Raw genomic sequence first — 20,970 nt, 5'->3', positions numbered from 1 at the left:
TGATTACATCGAAGTGTTCTACAATCGCAAACGGCGACATAGTCATTTGAATCAGATGAGTCCCCTAGCTTTCGAGCAACAACAATTTGGAAGTTAAGAGTTGTCTACGAAATTAGGGGAAGTCCAAACAGCAGTTACAGCGACTAGCGATCAAAACAGAAGTTACTGTTGCATTAACTACGACAAATCTAAATTCGTTAATTAAACCCGTGCCGTCAGACAAAGGGCAGAAATTGTCAGGTACGGTCGTCGCTCCGGCAGGTGCAATCAGTTTGTTAAGCGCCCCCTTAACGGGTGTTGTTCAGGCAATTCATGTAAATTCGTTGCAAGAGGTTCATTCTGGAACATCAATTGCGACATTATTTAGCCAGCAATTTTTAGAGTTGCAGCGAGATTATTTGCAGCTCGCAACACAATCTCAGTTGGCGTCGGAGAAACACGCAAGGGACGAAGCTTTATATAAGGACGGAATTATTGCTTTGAGCCGCTTACAAGAGAGTCGTGCAGCTGCAGCCCATGCAGAAGTTGCAACCTATGAACGCCTGCAGGCACTCAAAGTGGCTGGGATGAGTGATATTTCAATCAGTAATATTTTAAAAACTAAGTCGTTGTCTCCATACATTTCGATCATCACAAAAACAAAAGGAATCATACTGGAGTTAAACGCTCAGCTTGGGCAACGGATTGAAGCAGGAATGCCAATTGCAAAATTAGGTAGTAATCAAGCGTTTTGGATAGAATTTCAAGCGTCTAGGATACAAGCGGACCAAGTGCATATCGGCGATCTATTACAGTTAAAAAATTGCGGAACCGTCAAAGTCATAGCGATCTCTCCCCAAATGGATGGTAGCAATCAAAGTACATTGATTCGAGCTCAAGAGCTGACTCATGATGGTTGTTTGAAATTGAATCAATTTACCGAAGCGAGTCATATTGGCAATCTCGCAGTGACGGGAAGCGTTGGCATTCCAGCGACGGCACTGATCAGAAGCGGAGGTCAGTACTATGTGTTCATTAAAAACGCAAACGGTTTCAAGGTTGGTAAGGTCGAAATCGTTGCGGGCACTCCAGATAGAATTTGGGTTACCGGAGACCTGATTCCAGGACAGCAGGTCGCTACTCAGGGCATCATTGCTCTAAAAGGAGCTTGGATGGGTTTGGGCGCTGAGCCCATAGCTGAACCCAAAGCTTCAGGCTCAGGCGGGAAAAAATAATGTTAACCCGACTTATTGCTTTTTCCCTTGCTCAGCGCTTGTTCATTCTGGTAGTGACTGTCATTTTGATTGGTGCCGGCATTCAGGCATTTCATGATTTACCTATTGACGCTTTTCCTGATGTATCTAGTACTCAGGTTAAGCTGATTATGAAGGCGCCTGGTATGACGCCTGAAGAAGTGGAAGCGCGTATTGTGGCGCCAATTGAGCAGGAGCTCTTGGGCATTCCGAATCAAGTCATATTACGTTCTCAGTCCAAATATGCGATCGCAGATATTACTTTGGATTTTCAAGACGGGACGGATGTTTTTTGGGCCAGACAGCAGGTCAGCGAAAGACTCAACAATATATTGAAAGATTTACCTAGTTCGGTAACTGGTGGTCTCGCGCCCATTACCACGCCGCTCGGTGAAATTTTTATGTTCACTATCGAAGGCCCAATATCTTTGATGGATAAACGTAGTTTACTCGATTGGACGATACGTCCTCAATTACGCAGTATTCCCGGTGTCGCTGACGTGAATACCTTGGGTGGTCTGGTCAAAAGCTTTGAAGTCATACCTGATCCAGTAGCGCTTGCGGCAAGAAGAGTATCGCTACAACAGTTGCAGGTTGCTCTAGATACCAATAATCGAAATGATGGCGCTGGACGCTTAAACAGCGGCGAAGAATCTTTGTTAGTAAGAAGTGATGGAAGTATCCATACGATCGATGATATCCGTGGAATAACTGTACAAAGCCGAGACGGTTTAGCTATCCGGGTTGGCGATATAGCGAATGTACGAATAGGACAAATGACACGCTATGGCACCGTTACTAAAGACGGCCAGGGGGAAGCTGTTGAGGCTCTGGTGTTGGCGATGCGTGGAGCTAATGCGCAGAAGGTGGTAGATCAGATTAATTTGCGGCTAGCACAAATTGAAAAAACTTTACCAAAGGGAACCACATTAAAAACCTTTTACCACAGAGGTAATCTGGTCAAACGTGCTGTAGGTACTGTAACCAAAGCTTTGACAGAAGCTACAGTGTTGGTCGTTATTCTTCTTTATCTTTTTCTGGGAAATGTCCGCTCAGCTTTGGTTGTCGCTTGTATATTGCCACTATCCGCGTTGGGTACATTTTTACTCATGCAGGCATTTGGTTTGACAGCAAATTTGATGTCACTTGGCGGGCTGGCAATTGCAATCGGGATGTTAGTCGATGCCGCAGTCGTTGTTGTTGAAAATATTGAAGCGCATAATGCAGATACTGAACGTCCCAACTTCTCTCGGTTACATATTATCTACCGAGCGGTAAGAGAGGTGGCAGTGCCAGTTACCGCCGGTATGGTAGTGATCATGATTGTTTTTCTGCCGTTACTTTCTCTGCAAGGATTAGAAGGAAAATTATTCGCGCCTGTCGCGATGACAATCACGTTTGCATTAGCCGCATCGCTGATTCTTTCTTTGACAGTTATTCCTGTGCTCGCGTCGTTTGTGATGAGCGATCATCATGGAGATGCTCCTTGGCTGGTACGCAAGTTAGAAGCTGCCTATACCCGTATTCTTAGACGCTCATTACGTCATTCAAAAAAGGTAATAATCGCTTCAATTGCTGCACTGGTCGTTACTGCCGTGATTTTTCCCTTCATCGGTAAATCTTTTATGCCGACACTTGATGAGGGAGACATCATTATGCAAATTGAAAAACTTCCCTCCGTCAATATTGAGGAGTCTGCAAAGCTGGATATGGCTGTACAGAAACGAATACTTGAATTAGTGCCGGAAGTACGGAGTGTTGTTGCCAGGGCAGGATCAGATGAGCTCGGATTAGATCCTATGGGACTAAATGAGACGGATACCTTTTTGGTGCTTAAGCCCAGAGAACAATGGCGTACTCGGAATAAGGATGATTTGATCGATCAATTACGTAAAGTAACCGCAGAATTTCCGGGAATGAATTTCAGTTTTACTCAGCCGATTGAGATGCGCACCTCTGAGATGTTATCCGGTGTAAGAGGAGATCTGGCGATCAAAATTTATGGTCCGAATAACCAAATATTAGGTCAGTTGGCAGAAAAAATTCTTAGAGCGGTAGAGAGTATTTCGGGAAGTCAGGATGTCCTAACGATCAAAAATGAAGGTGTTCAATATCTCCAGGTCGACATCAACAGGGAGGCAGCGGGTAGGCTTGGATTCACGGTAGATCAAGTCCAAAGTGATTTGCGCACGATGGTCGAGGGCCGGCAAGCTGGCATCGTGATTGAAGATGGTAAACGTATTCCATTATTGTTACGTGGTAGCGCTTATCTCCAGATGTCCGCCGACTTGTTTCAGCAGTTACGTTTGCCTGTAAGTGACGGATCATCCGTTGCCTTGAGCCAAATCGCCGATTTAAAGACGGTCGATGGTCCCGTCAAAGTTGAGCGTGAAAATTCTTCTCGTGTTGTCGTGGTACGTGCAAATGTTCGTGATCGAGACCTGGTTGGATTTGTAGATGAGGCCAAAGCGAAAGTAGGCAAACAGGTTCCTCTGCCTGAGGGATACCGCTTGTCGTGGGGGGGGCAGTTTGAAAATCAACAACGAGCAGCTTCTCGCTTGGCAATTGTAGTGCCGATCGCGCTTGCGTTAATCTTTTTTCTGTTATTCGCAACGCTTGGCAGTATCAGACAATCAGTACTGGTATTTGTGAATATTCCGTTTGCAATGGTGGGGGGCGTAATTGCTTTGGCTTTGACGGGAGAATATTTGTCAGTACCTGCGTCAGTTGGTTTTATCGCGCTAATGGGAATTGCTGTCTTGAATGGTTTGGTCATGATTACGTATTTTAATCAGATGGTTGCAAGGGGTAATTCGATTGACGAGGTGGTTTCTGAAGGAGCCCTGCGGCGGTTTCGTCCTGTGATGATGACCGCAAGCATTACCGCTTTTGGTCTGATCCCACTTTTGTTGGCGAGTGGGCCAGGTTCTGAAATACAGCGACCGTTGGCAATTGTTGTGATAGGCGGGTTGGTGACCGCCACATCGCTAACTCTCATTTTGCTTCCGATTCTATTTCAACGATTCGGTATTCCGAAACGTATTTAAGGTATTTGATATGACAAACCCTAACGACTACGACGCGATGTTAACCTTGGCGATTCCTACGACACTGTCAGAAGAAATATCTGATTTTTTATTATTGAATACTCAATTGGCGAATGGTTTTTCAATCGTTGCCGCGCAGGGTATGGGACAGGGCGCTTCACTGTTATCTGCCATGGAAAAAGTGCATGGGCACTGCAACCGAAACCTTATTTTTATCGTGGGTATTAACGAGAATTTGCAACAATTACTGCATATGCTGGGTGGAAAAATTAAAAATAATGACGTTGCATATTGGTTCACGCCCGTTACAAGATTTGGGAGATTATGATGAACGTCTCTCATTATGTTTCAATCTCTGTATTGGTATTTTTGAGTTTTAACCAAAAATCAGTTTTTGCTTCGGAATCAGCATTGTCGATACTTCCGTCTGAGACAGTGGTGAGGAAGGTGTTTGAAGGCATCCCCGCGTTACGGATGAGCTCGCTTGGAGTTGATTTGGCATCGTCAAACAAACAACGGCTTGATGCTGGTCATTACGAATGGACTTTGAGGACAGGCTTAAACCACAGAACCGACCAGTTAGGAGATCGGTTTCAAGAACAAGAGTTGTTAATTGAACGTCCGGTTAGATGGTTTGGTAAGGCCGATAAAGATAGGGCGATTGGGGAAAAAGGTATTGATGTTGCAAAAGCCAGCTATGCCGATGTATGGCACGAGACGAGCCGGGTGCTGATGAAGGATTGGTTTGATTCAATCAGAGAAATTGTTTCTGTAAAACGCTTACAAGAACAACTCGAAGTGACGTCAACATTACGTGCGGTTGCAGAAAAACGTGTCAAGGCAGGCGATGCGGCGAAGCTAGAACTCTTACTCGCCGATACAGAGTACCAACGAGTGCTTGCAATGCTTCAGCAAGCGCTGCAAAGAGAGGAGTCTGCACTACAGGTTCTTCGTACAAATTATCCGGGGTTACCAATGCCAGAGTGCAATGACCTGCCCGAGCCAAAGATATTGACTGAACCGGTTGAGACTTGGATGTCCAAAATTATGGGGGACAATCACGAACTTGAGCTTGCACAAGCTGAGTCAGACTACATCGGTTTACAGGCTGCGAGAATTTCGAGGGATAAAATTCCCGATCCAACAGTTGGCTTTCGCATAAGCCGTGAACGTAATGGACAAGAGCGGATTTTTGGTGTCAGTATATCTATCCCTTTTTCGGGCGAAGGACGAAATTCAGAAAGTGCTTCGGCCTTCTTAAGGGCAAGAATGGCAGATGAAAAAATCAAACAAACAGAAATGAAGGTAAATCTGGCGGCGAAAAAAGCCATCACTGATAGCCAACTTAGCTACACAAGTTGGAAGACGTTCGACATTGTGCGACTGCAAAGTCAGCAGCAAGCAGCATTAGTATTAACTGCTTATAAGCTCGGCGAGGCAAGTTTAACCGATGCACTTAATACTCGGCGCATAGCATTGGACGCAACCCAAATGGCGCAGTCCGCGCAGATTGACGCACTCATGGCATTTGCTCGCTTGCACTTAGATGCACATTTGATTTGGGCTTTTGATTAATTTAGTGACGCTTGCTTGGTTTCTTAATTATTTTCATGGCGATAGCGCTTTAGGGCAATGATAATTTTAATTGCGTAGCAAGAACGGTTATTGCCGCCACCACATTCGCTAAATAGCTAAGTAGTCTTAGTCGTTTTGCAATAATGGGCAGCCCCATAATTTCGAACCTATGTGGTTTCCTTGATATTTTGTCTGTCATCAGATTAATAATAAGGGGCTTAAGTCGCGTTCATAATGTAGATCGCATACGATTTCCTCAAAGGTAAAAAACCTAAAATAAATGTCACGGATAATTGTGAATTATCGTGACATTTTTACGACGGATATCATCTGTTAAGACTTAAGCCGATAACATCCATTAATATCGAGAGGCAAAACAGTATAAGTTGGGTGAAAGTTTTGCTTTCCCCCCCTTTTTCTCTTGGTCGCGCAGAAGTTTGCCATAAGCAGAGGTGAATGCACGATTTGCAGCTGACTGATAACAGATGCCACAAATAATAGATATTTGTCAGTGTTTTGGGAAAAATACTTAAACGTCGGGTAGTGCAATATTGTTTGAGTTTTCTACTCACGCGTTATATACCCTGAAGATACTTCAGGGTAAGTAAAAAGACTAGTCATGGGATTCCTCGCTCAATTACTTCCGAAATCTTTGAAACACTGGCTATTATCTCAACTGGACGATAGTGAGGAAAAATTTTCCCGTGTATTTCATACCAGCCCTGATTGGATAGTCATTACGCGCCTTAGCGACAGTCTTATTGTAGAGGCCAACTTGGGATTTCAGGAAATGAGTGGCTACCGCCGAGAGGAAGTATTAGGTCATCCTATCAAAGATTTTAATGTCTGGGCAGTTCCTGAGCAGCGCCAATTATTGGTCGATGAGCTGATGCGCAACGGATATGCGAGAAATCACTTGGTAAAAATGCGTCGACGCGACGGTACCATAAGAGATTGCCTAGCAAGTTGCACGACGATTGCATTAAAAGGAAACATTCATACTCATGCTGTATGGGTCGCTAGGGACATCACTGATCAAATCATTGCATCAGAACAGTTTAGCGCCGCATTTTTGCTTACTCCGGACTGTATGACTATATCGCGCATGTCGGATGGAACCTACATAGAAGTGAATAGTGCATTTGAACGAACCATAGGCTTAGAGCGAAAAGACATTATCGGAAAAACTGTTGGTGAACTTCAGATATGGATTGATCCTGAACGACGCAATGTTTTAATTGATCTACTCAGGAAAAATCATACCGTTACAGATTTTCCTGCAATCATGAAATTGCATCAGGGTGAAGTGCGAGAGACCGTAATTAATGCTGTCATATTTGAATCGCGCGGTGAAGAATTGATGATTGCACTGACTCACGATGTGACCGATATACGTGAAGCGCAAAGAAAAATTCTGGACCTCAACTTGAATCTGGAACGACGTGTCAACGATCGAACGGTAGAGCTAGAAGCGACTAACCACGAACTGATCAATACCTTAGACACTTTAAAAATGACGATGGATCAACTTGTTCAATCTGAAAAATTGGCTGCGCTCGGTTCGTTGGTTGCCGGAATCGCCCATGAACTAAATACACCAATTGGAAATAGTCTGACGGTCGCAAGTACTCAAGAAGAATTACTAAGAACGATAAGAGCGAACTTTGAAACAGGAATCAAACGATCTGAGTTAGATAAATTTTTCAATGAACTGAGTCTTGCAACGGAAATTTTAATGCGTAACTTGGGGCGTGCCGTTAATTTGGTTGATAGTTTTAAACAGGTGGCGGTAGACAGAACCAGTTCGCAAAGACGTGTATTTTCCTTGTCTGACCATATCGAAAAAATTCTAGTATCTCTCTATCCAATGATCAATAAGTCTTCGTGCAAAATTGAAACCGATATTGATGATGATATTTTGTTAGATAGTTTTCCGGGCGCATTAAGCCAAGTCGTTATCAATCTTGTCGAGAACGCGATGAAACATGGGTTTTCAACGATGGACCCCGGGGTCATTCATATAGACGCCAAAAAGACGGGAACAGGGCAGGTTATTCTTCAGATCCAAGACAATGGAAACGGTATTAGTCCTGAGCATATACATCGTATATTTGAGCCTTTTTTTACAACCAGGCTCGGACAGGGCGGATCAGGATTGGGTCTTCATATTGTCCACAATATTGTCACTGATTTACTCGGCGGTAGTATTGAGGTTTCTAGTGCAGGGATTGATTTGGGAGCGCTTTTTACATTAATTTTACCTTTAACGGCACCAGAGAAAACTCCTATGGATGACGACTAGATCGACGATAAGCACAATACTGCCTCAAAAAATAAATCTATTTACTTAAAAACTTCCAACTGATCATCCAGGGCAAGAAAATAAGTGAGCAAAAAAGGAATTAATCTTCACGCGACTTGTCCTACAACCCAGATTTATTGCTCCCATTAACAACAATGATGTTACCTATGATTTATTCGCGTTTTTCTGTTCTACTACACACATTCTTAATTCTGCTCGTAGCGGGCTGCAGTCAGATATCTACTAAAGCACCCAACAGCCTTCAGATAGATACCTCAGATTATCATCCAATCATTCTGGTCTCAATTGACGGTTTTCGACCAGATTATTTGAATCGTGGTGTCACACCAAATCTGAATAAGTTAATCGCCAACGGCGTAAGTGCAGAGGCAATGCGACCGTCGTTTCCTTCAATTACTTTCCCGAATCACTACACCTTAGTTACCGGACTACGACCGGATCATCATGGTATCGTTGGTAATACGATGGAAGATCCCCAAATCCCAGGTGTGCGCTTTACACTCAGTAATCGTGATGCGGTCACTGATCACCGCTGGTGGGATCAGGCGGAACCTGTCTGGGTGACGGCAGAAAAGAAAGGTATCAAAACCGGCATCATGTTTTGGCCCGGATCTGAGGCGGCAATTCATGGTGTATTACCGACAGATTTTCGACGATTTGATGGAAAGATTACCCCGGCTAGTCGGGTTGAAACGATGCTGACATGGCTGGATAGGCCAGTTGTAAATCGGCCTGGATTTTTGACGGTGTATTTTGACGATGTCGATCATGCAGGACATGAATACGGTCCGGATACTACCCAGATAACCAGCGATGTCGCACGCGTAGATCAGGCTATCGGTCAGCTAGTCGATGGACTTCGCGCACGTCAAATTGACGCCAATGTTGTGATTGTTTCTGATCACGGTATGGCTGCTACCAGTGCGGATAGGATTGTCCGCTTAAATGAATTGGCAGATCCCGTTAACTATCGTGTGATTACCTCAGGTACTTATGCCGGCATTGATGTCAATCCTGGGCAGGAAGAGATTGTAGCTAACGCCTTGCTGAAGAAACATGAGCACATGCAGTGCTGGAAAAAAGAAGCTATTCCTGAACGTTTTCATTATGGACAAAACGCTCGGGTGCCGCGATTTGTTTGTTTGGCTGAAGTAGGCTGGCTGGTGGAGCCTGGAGATAAAAACGGGAAGACGACGGTCAGCGGTTCTCATGGATACGATAATCTGGCGCCTGAAATGCAGGCATTATTTATCGCTACAGGACCAGCTTTTAAGAAGGCAACGAAATTACCTGCATTTGATAATGTTGATGTCTACCCTTTGTTGATGATGCTGCTGAATATCCCGGCATTGCCCTCGGACGGCTCCATGGCAACTGTACGACAGTCGTTGAGAGCACAATAAGTCAGCTACTGAATGTTCCTTTGTCGGCGCAGTTTACTCTGTGCTGATAGCTTCTCTCTTGCATTCCCATGTTGGTTTGAATGATTTAAAAGCGGTTGATTCGCTGTGATGTGTTGTGAATTTGTGTTTTTTTTGGGTGGTCATTTCGTCGTCATAAATAGTTATTAAGCTTCGACGGCCTTGATGGTATTCCATCATCCCATTGATCATTAAATATCACTACGTATCACTAACTATTACTAGTTACCGCTAGTTCATCACGAGAACCTCATGAGACCAGTTCATTTTAAGAAGAAATCACTTCCGTACTCAGCACCTGCCTTAGCGGTTGCATCGACTGCTTGTCTGTTCGTTTTTGCACAACCTGTATTTGCACAGACAGCCGCGACGATCTCCGATGCTAATAAAAATGAAAAAGCAGATGGCGCGATTGCGACCGTCGAAATATCGTCTCAGACTACCCGTTCTGCTGTGTCATTACGCGGTAGTGAAATACAAAAAATCCTGCCAGGGATTAATCCTGTTAAATCCTTGCAGACTCTGCCTGGCGTGACCTTTGCAACGGCAGATCCATGGGGGAATAATGAACAAAATCTCTCCTTGTTTGTCCATGGGTTCAATGGTCAGCAACTCGGTTACACGATGGATGGCGTACCGCTCGGTGATCAGCAGTACGGCAACTACAATGGATTGTCGCCACAACGTGCCGTGATAAGTGAGAATGTCAGAAATGTGATCTTGTCCTCCGGGGCGGGTAATCTCGCCACGCCTTCAACCAGCAATCTTGGAGGCACTATTGAAGTATTCAGCAGCGATCCTTTAGCAAAACAAAAGACCACTCTCGAACAGACTTTAGGTAGTTATAGCACCTCACGTACTTATGCACGTTTTGATACCGGAACTTTTGGCGAAGGTAATGCGGCTTATATTTCTATCATGCGTCAGGATGCGCGCGCCTGGGATTTTGATGGCAAACAAGGCGGTAAACAACTTAATGCAAAATTCGTGAGCACCAAGCCTTCTGGCAAGCTCACACTGTATTTCAACTATAACGACAAGATAGAACCAAATGAGGACAGCACGGTTCATGTGACTGGCGAGACAAGTGCGCCATACACGCGTCCTTTCTTATACCCAAATTTCCCTGCGGCCTTAGCCTATCTGTCGCCAACAGGCGCAACGCCAGCCGCTGATGGTTCTAATTATCGTAACTACTATAGTGACGCGCAACGTAAGGATATATTGACCTATGCTAAATATGATCTGAACCTGAACGAATCAACTATCTGGTCGAATCAGGTGTATTTTCACCGTGATGATGGTGTCGGCGTGGTTGCCGGACCAATAGGTGCGGCGGGTTTGCCAGCGTTGTTTAGTATTTACTTCCCTAACCAGGATTTGAAAAAAGTTTTTGGCAATTCGGGGTATGCCACCCGTACCACTGAATATGATATTCATCGCTCTGGCCTAATCTCTAATTTGCGCACGGAGTTTGGTAATCATCAGATCGAATTTGGTGGCTGGTGGGAGCACAACGAGTCCTCTGCCTATCGCCGCTGGTATCCGCTGGATGTGAATAACCCTAGTTCTCCTTACGACCGTCCAAGTAATCCTTTGATTACTCAGTACGGTAGTGAGATTCGTAATAACGTCATCCAGTTACACCTGCAAGATGAGTGGCACGTCCGTCCGGATATGGTTTTGCAAGCAGGTTTTAAGTCGAGTTTGCAATATGCAAAAGGAGATTTTCCTGTTCAGCCTAAGGCAGGTGCAATCTCCGGCGGCTCTCTCGCTTTGCCTGTTGGTGAGATTGATACCAAAAAATGGTTTTTGCCACAAGTTGGCATGCTCTGGGATCTGAGCGCGCGTGATCAGTTATTCATCAATGTCCAAAAGAATATGCGTCAGTTCGTGACTTATGGCGGCGGCGGTGCGTCTCCATGGAGTCTGGCGAGTCAGTCGGCTTTTGATTTATTCAAAAATACGGCACAGCCAGAAACCTCACTAACCTATGAGGCGGGTCTGCGTAGCAAACGCAATCTGGATTTGGGACTGTTGAATAAAATTGATGGTCAGGTGACGGTGTATCACGTAGATTTCAGCAATCGCTTATTGCAAATCAGCCCTACGCCGGTGATCTCATCCATTATTGGTGGCAATCCTATTCTCGCCAACGTCGGCAGCGTCACGACCGATGGCATTGATCTGGCAGGTACTTTGCATTTCGGTCGAAACTTTAGTTTCTACAACGCTTTATCCTACAATCGTTCGGTCTATGCAGACGATTACAGTAATGGCAAAACGCTGGTGCCGACCTCGGGTAAAAAAGTTCCGGGCAGTCCGGAGTGGATGAACAAGTTCGTGGCATCCGCAACATTTGGTGAGATTGAGGCGCAATTAATTGGCGATTATGTCGGTAAGCGTTATGCAACCTACACCAACGATTTGGCCGTCGACAGTTATTTCATGTTGAATCTCGGTATCAATGCAAAGTTACCGATGGTGCAAAATACTTTCATTAAAAATGCCAGAGTACGTCTGAACATCACAAATCTGAATCAGGTCAAAGGAGATTCGGTGGTCGTCGTCGGCGCTGCGAACGGGACTTACAACACATTTCCAATTGCCCCACGTCAGTATTTTGTGACATTTGGTGCTGATTTTTAAAGGACAACAGAGATGATTAATAGCCGCCGTTCTTTTTTGAAAACTGCCGTGGTGAGCGGCGGTATGTTATCTCTTGATGCAACCGGTTTCGCTTCTCAGGCACTGGCTTCTTCTGCACGCAAAGTCGAGTTGTTTGCGCATCGCGGCGCTTCCGCGCTGCGGCCTGAGCACACTTTGGCCGCCTACGCCAGAGCGATTGCTGACGGTGCTGACTATATAGAACCGGACCTGGTCAGTACCAGAGATGGTGTACTGGTTGCGCGGCATGAGGCGATACTGGATGAGACTACTGACGTTTCTCAACGGCCTGAATTCGCTATCAAACGTACGACCAAGACCATTGATGGCCGTACGCATACGGGGTGGTTTTGCGACGATTTCACTCTGAGCGAATTGAAGTCACTTCGCGCGGTTGAGCGCCTGCCGAAAGTGCGTCCGCAAAATACCTTTTATGACGGTATGTTTCAGATTTTGACTTGGGATGAGATCATTGATTTCGCCGCAGCCGAATCTGCAACGGTTGGTCGCCTGATCGGGCTAGTTCCTGAGCTAAAGCATTCTACTTACTTCGCTAAGGTGGGCTTGCCGCTGGAAGATCGTTTTTTGAAAAGCCTGACTGAGCATGAATATACCAAACGCTGTCCGTTGGAAATTCAATCCTTCGAAGTGGCGAATCTGAAGTACATCCGCAATGTCATTGGTAAGAAAGACAATATCCGTTTAATGCAGCTGGTCGCAGAAGGGAATATTCGTCCCGCTGACGTGGTTGCTGCTGGTGGTGATTTGAGTTTTGGCGCTATGTCATCAAAGACGGGATTGCGTGACATCGCCCGTTATGCGGATGTAGTCGCACCGCCGACGCGGGCTTTGATTCCTTTGGTGGCCGATGGCAAGTTAGGCAAACCAACAGCCTTGATTAGTGATGCACATGACGCCGGCTTACTGGTGCATACATGGACTTTCCGCCCAGAGAATCGTTTTCTTGCAGCGGACTTCAAAGATGGTAATGGCGAAAACGCGCGCAATGAAATGGGCTCCATCGCTGAGATACGACGTTATATCGATGCAGGTATAGACGGTTTTTTCTCGGATGATTCCGAGATTGGACGTAAGGCAATCAATGCTTGATCATTTAAATAAGCTGGCTGGATACAGAGCAGATCATTACGAATTTGTATGGATCTAATTAATATGGAATAAGACTAGTTAATTCTAGTTAGTGCTAACGGTCAGCTTGGCTAATTGTGAGTTTTAATAAAAAACCGCACTAAAAACAGTGCGGTTTTTTTAATGAAAATCAGTTTTTTATCGATTAGGGCTGGCGCTGTTCTAGCTTGAGGCCGACAGCGGTGCGCGCTGGAAAACCTTTCCAGTAAGTGTGATCACTCTTGAGGCCGCCATTCAGATCGACTGACCATTTACCTTCTTTCGCATTCTCGATCAAGTTCAGATACGGATCCATCGTCGCGTCGTTTTTAAGAAACTTCCCCAAAAATGCTGTGACAAAATGCTGCGCAATATTATTCATCCGCGTGCTGTCCCAAACGGCGTCAATGTAATGTTCTGCCGGTAGCCGCTTCATTGCGGACGAGGGCAACCATGCCTCTCTGGGTGCTGGAATAGGTGCGCCAGCATTGTGGTTGGCGTTCTCGTAGGTTAATAAGAATCGCGGCGCATTCACGCTTGCTTCAAAAATATTTCTTACTCCAGGTGAGTAACCGGAGACATCATCGGCGCTACCAGCGATAAAGAATACGGGAGTCTTGATTCCTGCCAGGCCGGACGCATCCCACGCACCGTAATTCCATCCCCAGGGGGCAAAAGCGACTGCCGCTTTAATCCGTTTATCCAGTGACGCGAGATAATCTGGATTCCCTGATTGTCTGATCGCCAAAGCACCATTCGGTACACTTGACGGTGCCTTCACACTTTTTTCAGTGAAGCCGCCACCAATTGTATTCACGACGCCATAAGCCCCCATGGAATAACCAATCAAACCAGTCATCTCGGTATTGATCAGCCCCTTTAGATTGCCGCCTGCAGCGCTGTTATTTAAACGTGCCATCTCGTTGAGCACGAAGAGCTGGTCCAGCGGGCGGTTCAGTAAGGTGCTGGCAAACGCTGCCTGATCGTTATAGGTGCTGTCAGTATGATCAATTGCGACCACGATATACGCTTTGCTGGCTAGATTTTCTGCCAGATGGCTGAGTAAAAAACGATTGCCCGGATATCCGTGCGAGACAATCAGCAGCGGGTAGGGGCCATGCACGGCATTAGGTTTGGCATCACGTACCGCTTTGCCCGATAGAGTGATTGGCGTTTTTCCATCGCGGAGATACGTTGAACTTTGTCCGACGCTAGCCTGACCCTCGGGAAGGGTGGCGGGATACCAGATTTCAACAGTAAGCGGTCTGTCATACACCGGAGTTGTTTCTCCGGTCCTAGATTTGAGGATATCAAGTTGCTGAGTATGAACGAGCTGTACCGTTTTCACGCCGACCGCAAACTTGCCGTAATGCGCCAGCTCCGGTGCATCAGGACGTATCGTGTCGATATGGTTGTCCTGGGCAGACGCAAATTGTGTGATTGTCATACTATGACAGACGAGCAGACAAATAGAGAAAAACCTTTTTTTCATAACACTCCTGGATCGTTTCCGTGTTTAAAAAATAATCATGCACCATAGGATATCAGTATTGAGAGCGATGTCAGTACGTCTATTGAATGAGGCTTCATTTAATATACTCCCCTTTTTTTTGTAAAAATATACCCTTATCCGCAATTTTTTAAAGGTCCTTTAAATAATACTAATAGGGAGTATATTTTTCATTCATCGGTTATAAGTGAGTTGTTGTACATGTTTTTAGCGGCTTCAGTTGGTGTCATGCAAGTCGTTTTACACTCCAGATGCGTTTGCTGATGTGATCATTCCTTGATCCAGATCCATATTGGATTTCACCATGGCAAATAAAATAGTGGCAACGCCTCCCAATACGTCCACTAAACCGTGCATTGAAAGAAGAAGATGACCACCGGCCACGCCACTGATGAGATTGAGTTGTCCGAAGAATTAATACGCAAATTCGACAAATCAGGCCCACGCTATACCTCGTACCCGACAGCGGATCGTTTCAATGAGACGTTTGACGAACAATGCTATATCTCCTATTTAGAACAACGATCGACAAACACGAGTAACCCGCCGTTGTCACTTTACTTGCACCTGCCGTTTTGCGAATCGCTGTGCTACTTTTGTGCTTGCAATAAAATCGTCACGCAAGATCATAGCCGGACAACGGAGTATCTGCGTTATCTGGAAAAAGAAATTGAATTGGTCGTCGCCAGAATCGGCCCTGATCGTCAGACCTCGCAGTTACATTTGGGAGGTGGTACGCCAACTTTTTTTAGCTCTGATGAGTTGCGTCAGTTGATGGCGATGCTGCGTAAGTACTTTAGCTTTACTGATGACGCGGAGCTGGGTGTAGAGATTGATCCGCGCACCCTGAAACCTGAGACTCTGTCGGTGTTAGCCGAGCTAGGCTTTAACCGGAATAGTTTTGGCGTTCAGGACTTTGACCCGGCGGTACAGCAGGCCGTCAACCGGATACAGCCCTATGAAATGGTTGAAGCTGCGGTGATTCAAAGCCGGCAAAAGCATTTTCATTCAATCAACGCCGATTTAATTTACGGCTTGCCAAAGCAAAATAAGGAGAGCTTTAGTCGAACGTTAGATCACCTGATTGCATTAGCGCCAGACCGCATTGCGCTCTATAACTATGCGCATTTACCAAGCCGCTTTAAAGCGCAAAGACAGATCATCGAAGCCGATTTGCCGTCGGCGGAAGACCGGTTACAAATATTTATGATGTCAACCCGGCGCCTGCTCGATGCTGGCTATATTTATATCGGACTTGATCACTTTGCCAAGCCCGATGATGAACTGAACAAGGCCCGTCTGGATCAGACGCTACACCGTAATTTTCAGGGATACACCACCCGCGCCGACTGTGACCTGATTGGCTTCGGCGTGTCTGCTATCGGTAAAGTCGGTCATTCATATAGCCAATCGGTACGCACCATCAAAGCCTATTATCAGTTGCTTGACGAAGGACATTTACCTGTTGAAAAAGGGATCGCCTTAAGTCCAGACGACTTATTGCGTCGTGAAGTTATCATGACCTTGATGTGCAGTATGCCTTTGGAAATTGCTATGATTAACCGGGATTATCAGATCGATTTCGCAGAGTATTTTGCGGAAGAATTAACGTTGTTGCGACAATATGAGAAAGTTGGATTTATCGAGATTAATCGAAAAATGTTGCGCGTCACACCAAAAGGTCGCCTATTTGTAAGAGCGATCGCAATGATTTTTGATCAGTATCTGAAGAAGTTGACCACGGCAACGTATTCTAAATTAATCTGATTGTTATAAATGGAGTTCATTGAAGCCAAGGAAGACCTTGGCTTTTTTATTGGCTACCGTCATTGTTGTTCATCACTTGTATTGTCGATTGAGCGCCATCTGAAAAAGTTTGCAGTTGTCGCAATCTTTTAGGCGTATCCGACATAAAAAAGACAAAATTCCTAGTTTAGAGAAAGTCTCTTAATTTAATGATATTGTTATTCGAAATGGATTACTTTTGAAGGTCGACTGATGGATATCCTGATCATTGATGATGATGCGACGAATATCAAATTCTTTTGCTATTTGCTAAAAGCGATACCGGACGTGAATCTGACTAGCTTTGACCGCGCAAGAGACGCTTTGGTTTGGTGTGAGACAAACGAACCAGACCTTGTGCTGGTGGACTATATGATGCCAGAGATAGACGGGCTCGCATTTATTGCGGCTTTCAGGGCGATGGATGGTAAGGCAAGCATTCCCATTATCATGGCAACAGCAGACACTGATAATGAAGTCAGGCACAAGGCTTTGGTTCTAAGTGCCAACGATTTTTTGACCAAGCCAGTAAATACGATTGAGTTACGTGCACGAGTTACTAATATGCTTAGTCTGAGAAAATTTCAGCTTAAGCAGGCTAATCGAGCAGATTGGTTGGCAGAGGAGGTTCGTAAAGCTACCAGTGCCATGCAATTGCAGGAACGGGAAGTTATTTACCGTCTCTCCAGAGCGTCTGAATATCGCGATCCGGAAACCGGTGCCCACATTCTGAGGATGGCGCATTACTCAATGATGATTGCAAAAAACCTGGGATTGTCACAGAAAGATCAGGATTTGATTTTAAATGCGGCACCGATGCACGATGTAGGAAAAATGGGAACGCCCGACCATATTTTACTGAAACCCGGACGTTTAACCGATGATGAGATGATTATCATGCGTCAGCATGCCGCCATCGGTGGCGAGATACTTGGAGAAAGTAGTTCTACATTGTTGCAGACGGCAGCAGAAATTGCACTAACCCATCACGAAAAATATGATGGTAGCGGTTATCCAAAAGGGTTAAAGGGGGACGATATCCCGCTATTTGGACGCATCGTTGCCGTCGCAGATGTGTTCGATGCTCTGACCTCAGCAAGACCTTATAAACCTGCTTGGGAATTAGATCGAGCCTGCTGGCTTATCCGAGAGAGCTCAGGATCGCATTTTGACCCCAAGTGTGTTGATACATTTTTTATGGGTTGGGAAGACGTGTTGCGAATCCGCGCTGAGCACAACGAAGAATAAGTAAATTTTTAGCGTTTATGTTTGAGCCATATTGGTTAGATAAATCCGTAATTCATCTAAGGCAAATTGCATTTTCTTTTGTATTTCCTTAATGAGCGGTAGATTTTTTTCTGAACTAGCCGTTTCGAACTTGGCTGCAAGTTTTCCTAGTTTTACGACGCCTAAATTACCTGCTGAACCCTTGATTTGATGACCTAAGGCGCTAATGTCAGTGTAATTTTCTGACTCAATAGCGACGCTTATTTTTTCTAGTAACGACGTCGTAGATATCACGAAAAGTTCAAGTAATTCATTTTGACCGGAAATGTCATCACCGAACATTGCTTTTAGCCGCGCTTCGTCCACGACGGTATCCATGATGGAATCGGTTGCTACTTGGGATGCCGGTATTTTGTCTTTTTCTTTAGCGCGGTCGGCTTGGGCCAATCGGATCGACAATTGCTCATTGACTATTTCTGTCAGTGTCGACCGAACAATCGGTTTTGAAATATAGGCATCCATCCCTGATGAAATACATAAATCTCGGTCTCCTTGCATGGCGTTTGCAGTGACAGCGATGATCGGAATATGATCACCAGTCTCTTTCTCGGCTTCTCTGATATTTCTTGTCGCCTCAAATCCATCCATCACCGGCATTTGACAATCCATCAAGACTAGTGAATAGTTGGATAGGCGCAACGCATCCAGTGCTTCTTTTCCATTATTGGCAATATCAACCTTAAATCCCATCTGCTCTAAAAAAGTCATCGCAATTTTTTGGTTAATCAGATTATCTTCGACCAGCAAAATTAATTCCTCACGTTGGCTAACCAATGCCAGTTCGTCACTCTCCGTATTGACCCGCCTTTCATTTTTTACTGGGTGACTGACTCTCCTTCGCTCGCAGACGTGGGTAATGGCATCGAATAGCGCAGACTGTTTTACGGGTTGTCTAATGGATGTTTGAAATGCCAGGGTAGCTGCTGCAGTACGGGTATCTTCAGCGTTAGTGATCAGGATTAACCGTAATTGAGGGTTGATTCTAAGAAGCGAGGTCGATATTGTCTCGGGGGGTATTTCTCCAAGTTGAGAGTCTACGATGGCAATCTCAAAATCGGATTCGTCACGCAATAATTGCTTTGCTTCCTCTAAATGTCCGGTAACTGAGACACTCATTCCCCAAGATTGCAGGTAGTACGAAAGGATACCTGCCTGTTTTTGGCTGGAGTCCAGCATCAGGACTTTAGTTTTGGAAAAGGGATAATACTGCTTACTTATAGATGCTACTTCCACGCCAAGTAAGGGCAACTCAAACCAGAAGCAGGCCCCCTGGCCTAAAGTGCTGCTTACGCCAATTTGTCCGCCCATGAGTTCAACCAGGCGCTTGCAGATTGATAGCCCTAAACCTGTTCCACCAAATCGTCGAGTCACCGAACTATCTGCCTGGACAAACGGCCTGAATAGCTTACCGATCGTTTCTTGATCAATACCGATACCCGTGTCGCTGATTTCAAATCGTGTGAAATAAGTATTTTTAGATTGTTTAACTAGTTTGACATCGAGAGAAATTTCTCCTGTTGAAGTAAATTTCATCGCATTTCCGAGCAGATTCAATAAAATCTGCCTCAAGCGACCAGGGTCAGTAAGGACGTGAATGGGGAGCTCTGGACTGACGTAGCTCATCAACCGAATTTTCTTTTTACTTGCTTTAGCCGAAAAAATTTCGATACTTCCCTCTACTACGCTGAGAAGTTGACATTCCGTATTCTCAATCAGCATTTTCCCTTCTTCAATTTTGGAAAAATCGAGAATATCGTTGATGATGGAAAGTAGTGCGTTTGCAGAATCATCGATGGTTTTAGCAAATTCTTTTTGCTTAGGATTCAGATCTGTTTCAAGTAATAGACTCGTCATTCCCATGACACCATTCATCGGTGTCCTGATTTCATGGCTCATTGTGGACAGGAAAGTACTTTTTGCAATATTCGCTTGTTCGGCATGTATTTTGGCTTCCTCCAGCTGCGCCTCAAATCGGTCGCGTTTCCGCATGAACCATGTTAGTACAGCGGAACAAAACAGTACAAAAAGCGCAACCGAAATACCAGTCCATTTAATATTTCTTGAGTTTTTAGTCCACTCGCTCAGCGCGTAGCTTTCGGAGATGCCAATTACCGCAACTATAGGAAAATTGTGTGTTGCGCGAAAGTGAATGATGAAATGATTTGGGCTAAAAAAACCATCATTTCCTGCATAGTCAAATTTACCAAATTCTCTTTCACTGTTTAATGCAGCAATAAGTGAGAGGGACGGATAGTTTTTTTCACGGGAGAAATGAGGCGTTGTTGTTACATCAAGGAGTTCCCCCTGATAATCAAAAATTCCTGCGAAATTGATTTCTGCGCCCAGTATATCTTTATAGTCAGGGAGCAAATAATGTGGATTTACAACACTTAGCAAGGTAAAAGCATTGCCTTTTACGTTGATTTTTTTTGCGAAAGGGAGGGAATATATATCCGAATTAACTGATTCTCTTAGCGTACCATTGGCATTGATATTATCAATATCTCTAACGAATAAGACCCGTCCCGCTTCTAGTACTGAGGTTAACTCACGCTCAAAACCTAACGACTTTAGATCCAGAATTGTGCCAATTAAATGAGTGGATGAGCTGGCAATAATTTTTCCATCTGATTGAAGGATAGAGATTGAACGTAAATGGGTTGAGTTCAATGTGGTTGCTTCAAGCATTGCACGAACGTTCAAGCCAGTTGCACTACTATTTGTACTTTTGGAATTGATCAAAATACTACTGACTACATTCAAGGTATTATCAACTGAAGACAATGTCCTTGTCAGGTGACTTTCAAGTATCTTAGCGAGCAATTCACCATGGGCATTTTGCTCTTTTAGTAGAAGGGCTTTGTCTCTGTTTAAAAGAAACATAGTTCCCAGTAATATACCAATAAAAAAAACTGACCCTATTAGTAACCAAACTATAGGTTTTTGCAGTGATTCGCAAAGGGAAAGTTTTTTCTGCATAAATAACAAGGTATGA

Annotated in this window: 13 protein-coding genes; 11 read left to right on the top strand and 2 right to left on the bottom strand. The window is 44.8% G+C overall.

Annotation, left to right across the window (positions count from 1 at the left end; all coding sequences use genetic code 11):
• The 9 genes from ACO0LE_RS15000 to ACO0LE_RS14960 all read left to right on the top strand — a co-directional run.
• Positions 1–97, top strand: a 97-nt coding sequence (locus tag ACO0LE_RS15000) for an IS3 family transposase (protein WP_422958693.1), incomplete at its 5' end; no start/stop codon positions are given.
• Positions 98–233: 136 nt separating this feature from the next.
• Entirely contained in the window at positions 234–1,214 is a 981-nt protein-coding gene (locus ACO0LE_RS14995) for an efflux RND transporter periplasmic adaptor subunit (protein ID WP_422961161.1), read from the top strand.
• A complete protein-coding gene (locus ACO0LE_RS14990) occupies positions 1,214–4,279 on the top strand; it encodes an efflux RND transporter permease subunit (protein WP_422961160.1) in 3,066 nt (1,021 codons plus the stop codon). Before ACO0LE_RS14995 ends, ACO0LE_RS14990 begins: the two co-directional genes overlap by 1 nt.
• Positions 4,280–4,289: 10 nt before the next feature.
• A complete protein-coding gene (locus ACO0LE_RS14985) occupies positions 4,290–4,607 on the top strand; it encodes a DUF3240 family protein (protein ID WP_422961159.1) in 318 nt (105 codons plus the stop codon).
• On the top strand, positions 4,607–5,854 hold the full coding sequence (locus ACO0LE_RS14980) for a TolC family protein (RefSeq protein ID WP_422961158.1): 1,248 nt from the start codon (positions 4,607–4,609) through the stop codon (positions 5,852–5,854). The genes ACO0LE_RS14985 and ACO0LE_RS14980 overlap by 1 nt, the downstream gene beginning before the upstream one ends.
• Positions 5,855–6,473: 619 nt before the next feature.
• Positions 6,474–8,156: a PAS domain-containing sensor histidine kinase gene (locus ACO0LE_RS14975; protein WP_422961157.1), complete on the top strand. Its 1,683-nt coding sequence runs from the start codon at positions 6,474–6,476 to the stop codon at positions 8,154–8,156.
• A gap of 155 nt (positions 8,157–8,311) precedes the next feature.
• The gene (locus ACO0LE_RS14970; RefSeq protein WP_422961156.1) at positions 8,312–9,580 is read left to right on the top strand and encodes an ectonucleotide pyrophosphatase/phosphodiesterase; all 1,269 of its coding nucleotides are present in this window, start codon (positions 8,312–8,314) and stop codon (positions 9,578–9,580) included.
• Between the two features lie 270 nt (positions 9,581–9,850).
• Positions 9,851–12,247 (top strand): TonB-dependent receptor, encoded by a 2,397-nt coding sequence (locus tag ACO0LE_RS14965; protein WP_422961155.1) that lies wholly within the window; start codon positions 9,851–9,853, stop codon positions 12,245–12,247.
• 12 nt (positions 12,248–12,259) lie between these two features.
• Positions 12,260–13,375: a glycerophosphodiester phosphodiesterase gene (locus tag ACO0LE_RS14960; protein WP_422961154.1), complete on the top strand. Its 1,116-nt coding sequence runs from the start codon at positions 12,260–12,262 to the stop codon at positions 13,373–13,375.
• Between the two features lie 184 nt (positions 13,376–13,559).
• Here the strand turns inward: ACO0LE_RS14960 and ACO0LE_RS14955 are convergent, their stop codons facing one another.
• The gene (locus ACO0LE_RS14955; protein WP_422961153.1) at positions 13,560–14,840 is read right to left on the bottom strand and encodes an alpha/beta hydrolase family protein; all 1,281 of its coding nucleotides are present in this window, start codon (positions 14,838–14,840) and stop codon (positions 13,560–13,562) included.
• Positions 14,841–15,272: 432 nt separating this feature from the next.
• Here ACO0LE_RS14955 and hemN point away from each other — a divergent pair, with 432 nt between their 5' ends.
• Positions 15,273–16,670, top strand: a complete 1,398-nt coding sequence (gene hemN / locus ACO0LE_RS14950) for an oxygen-independent coproporphyrinogen III oxidase (protein WP_422961152.1) — start codon at positions 15,273–15,275, stop codon at positions 16,668–16,670.
• A gap of 231 nt (positions 16,671–16,901) precedes the next feature.
• Entirely contained in the window at positions 16,902–17,936 is a 1,035-nt protein-coding gene (locus ACO0LE_RS14945) for an HD domain-containing phosphohydrolase (protein WP_422961151.1), read from the top strand.
• Between the two features lie 15 nt (positions 17,937–17,951).
• On the opposite strand, the gene ACO0LE_RS14940 is transcribed toward ACO0LE_RS14945, so the two are convergent.
• Positions 17,952–20,954, bottom strand: a complete 3,003-nt coding sequence (locus tag ACO0LE_RS14940) for a response regulator (RefSeq protein WP_422961150.1) — start codon at positions 20,952–20,954, stop codon at positions 17,952–17,954.
• Positions 20,955–20,970 lie beyond the last annotated feature (16 nt).

This window comes from Undibacterium sp. Xuan67W (genome assembly GCF_049340165.1).
Classification (GTDB): Bacteria; Pseudomonadota; Gammaproteobacteria; order Burkholderiales; family Burkholderiaceae_D; genus Undibacterium.
This window is presented reverse-complemented; position numbering and strand designations above follow the sequence as displayed.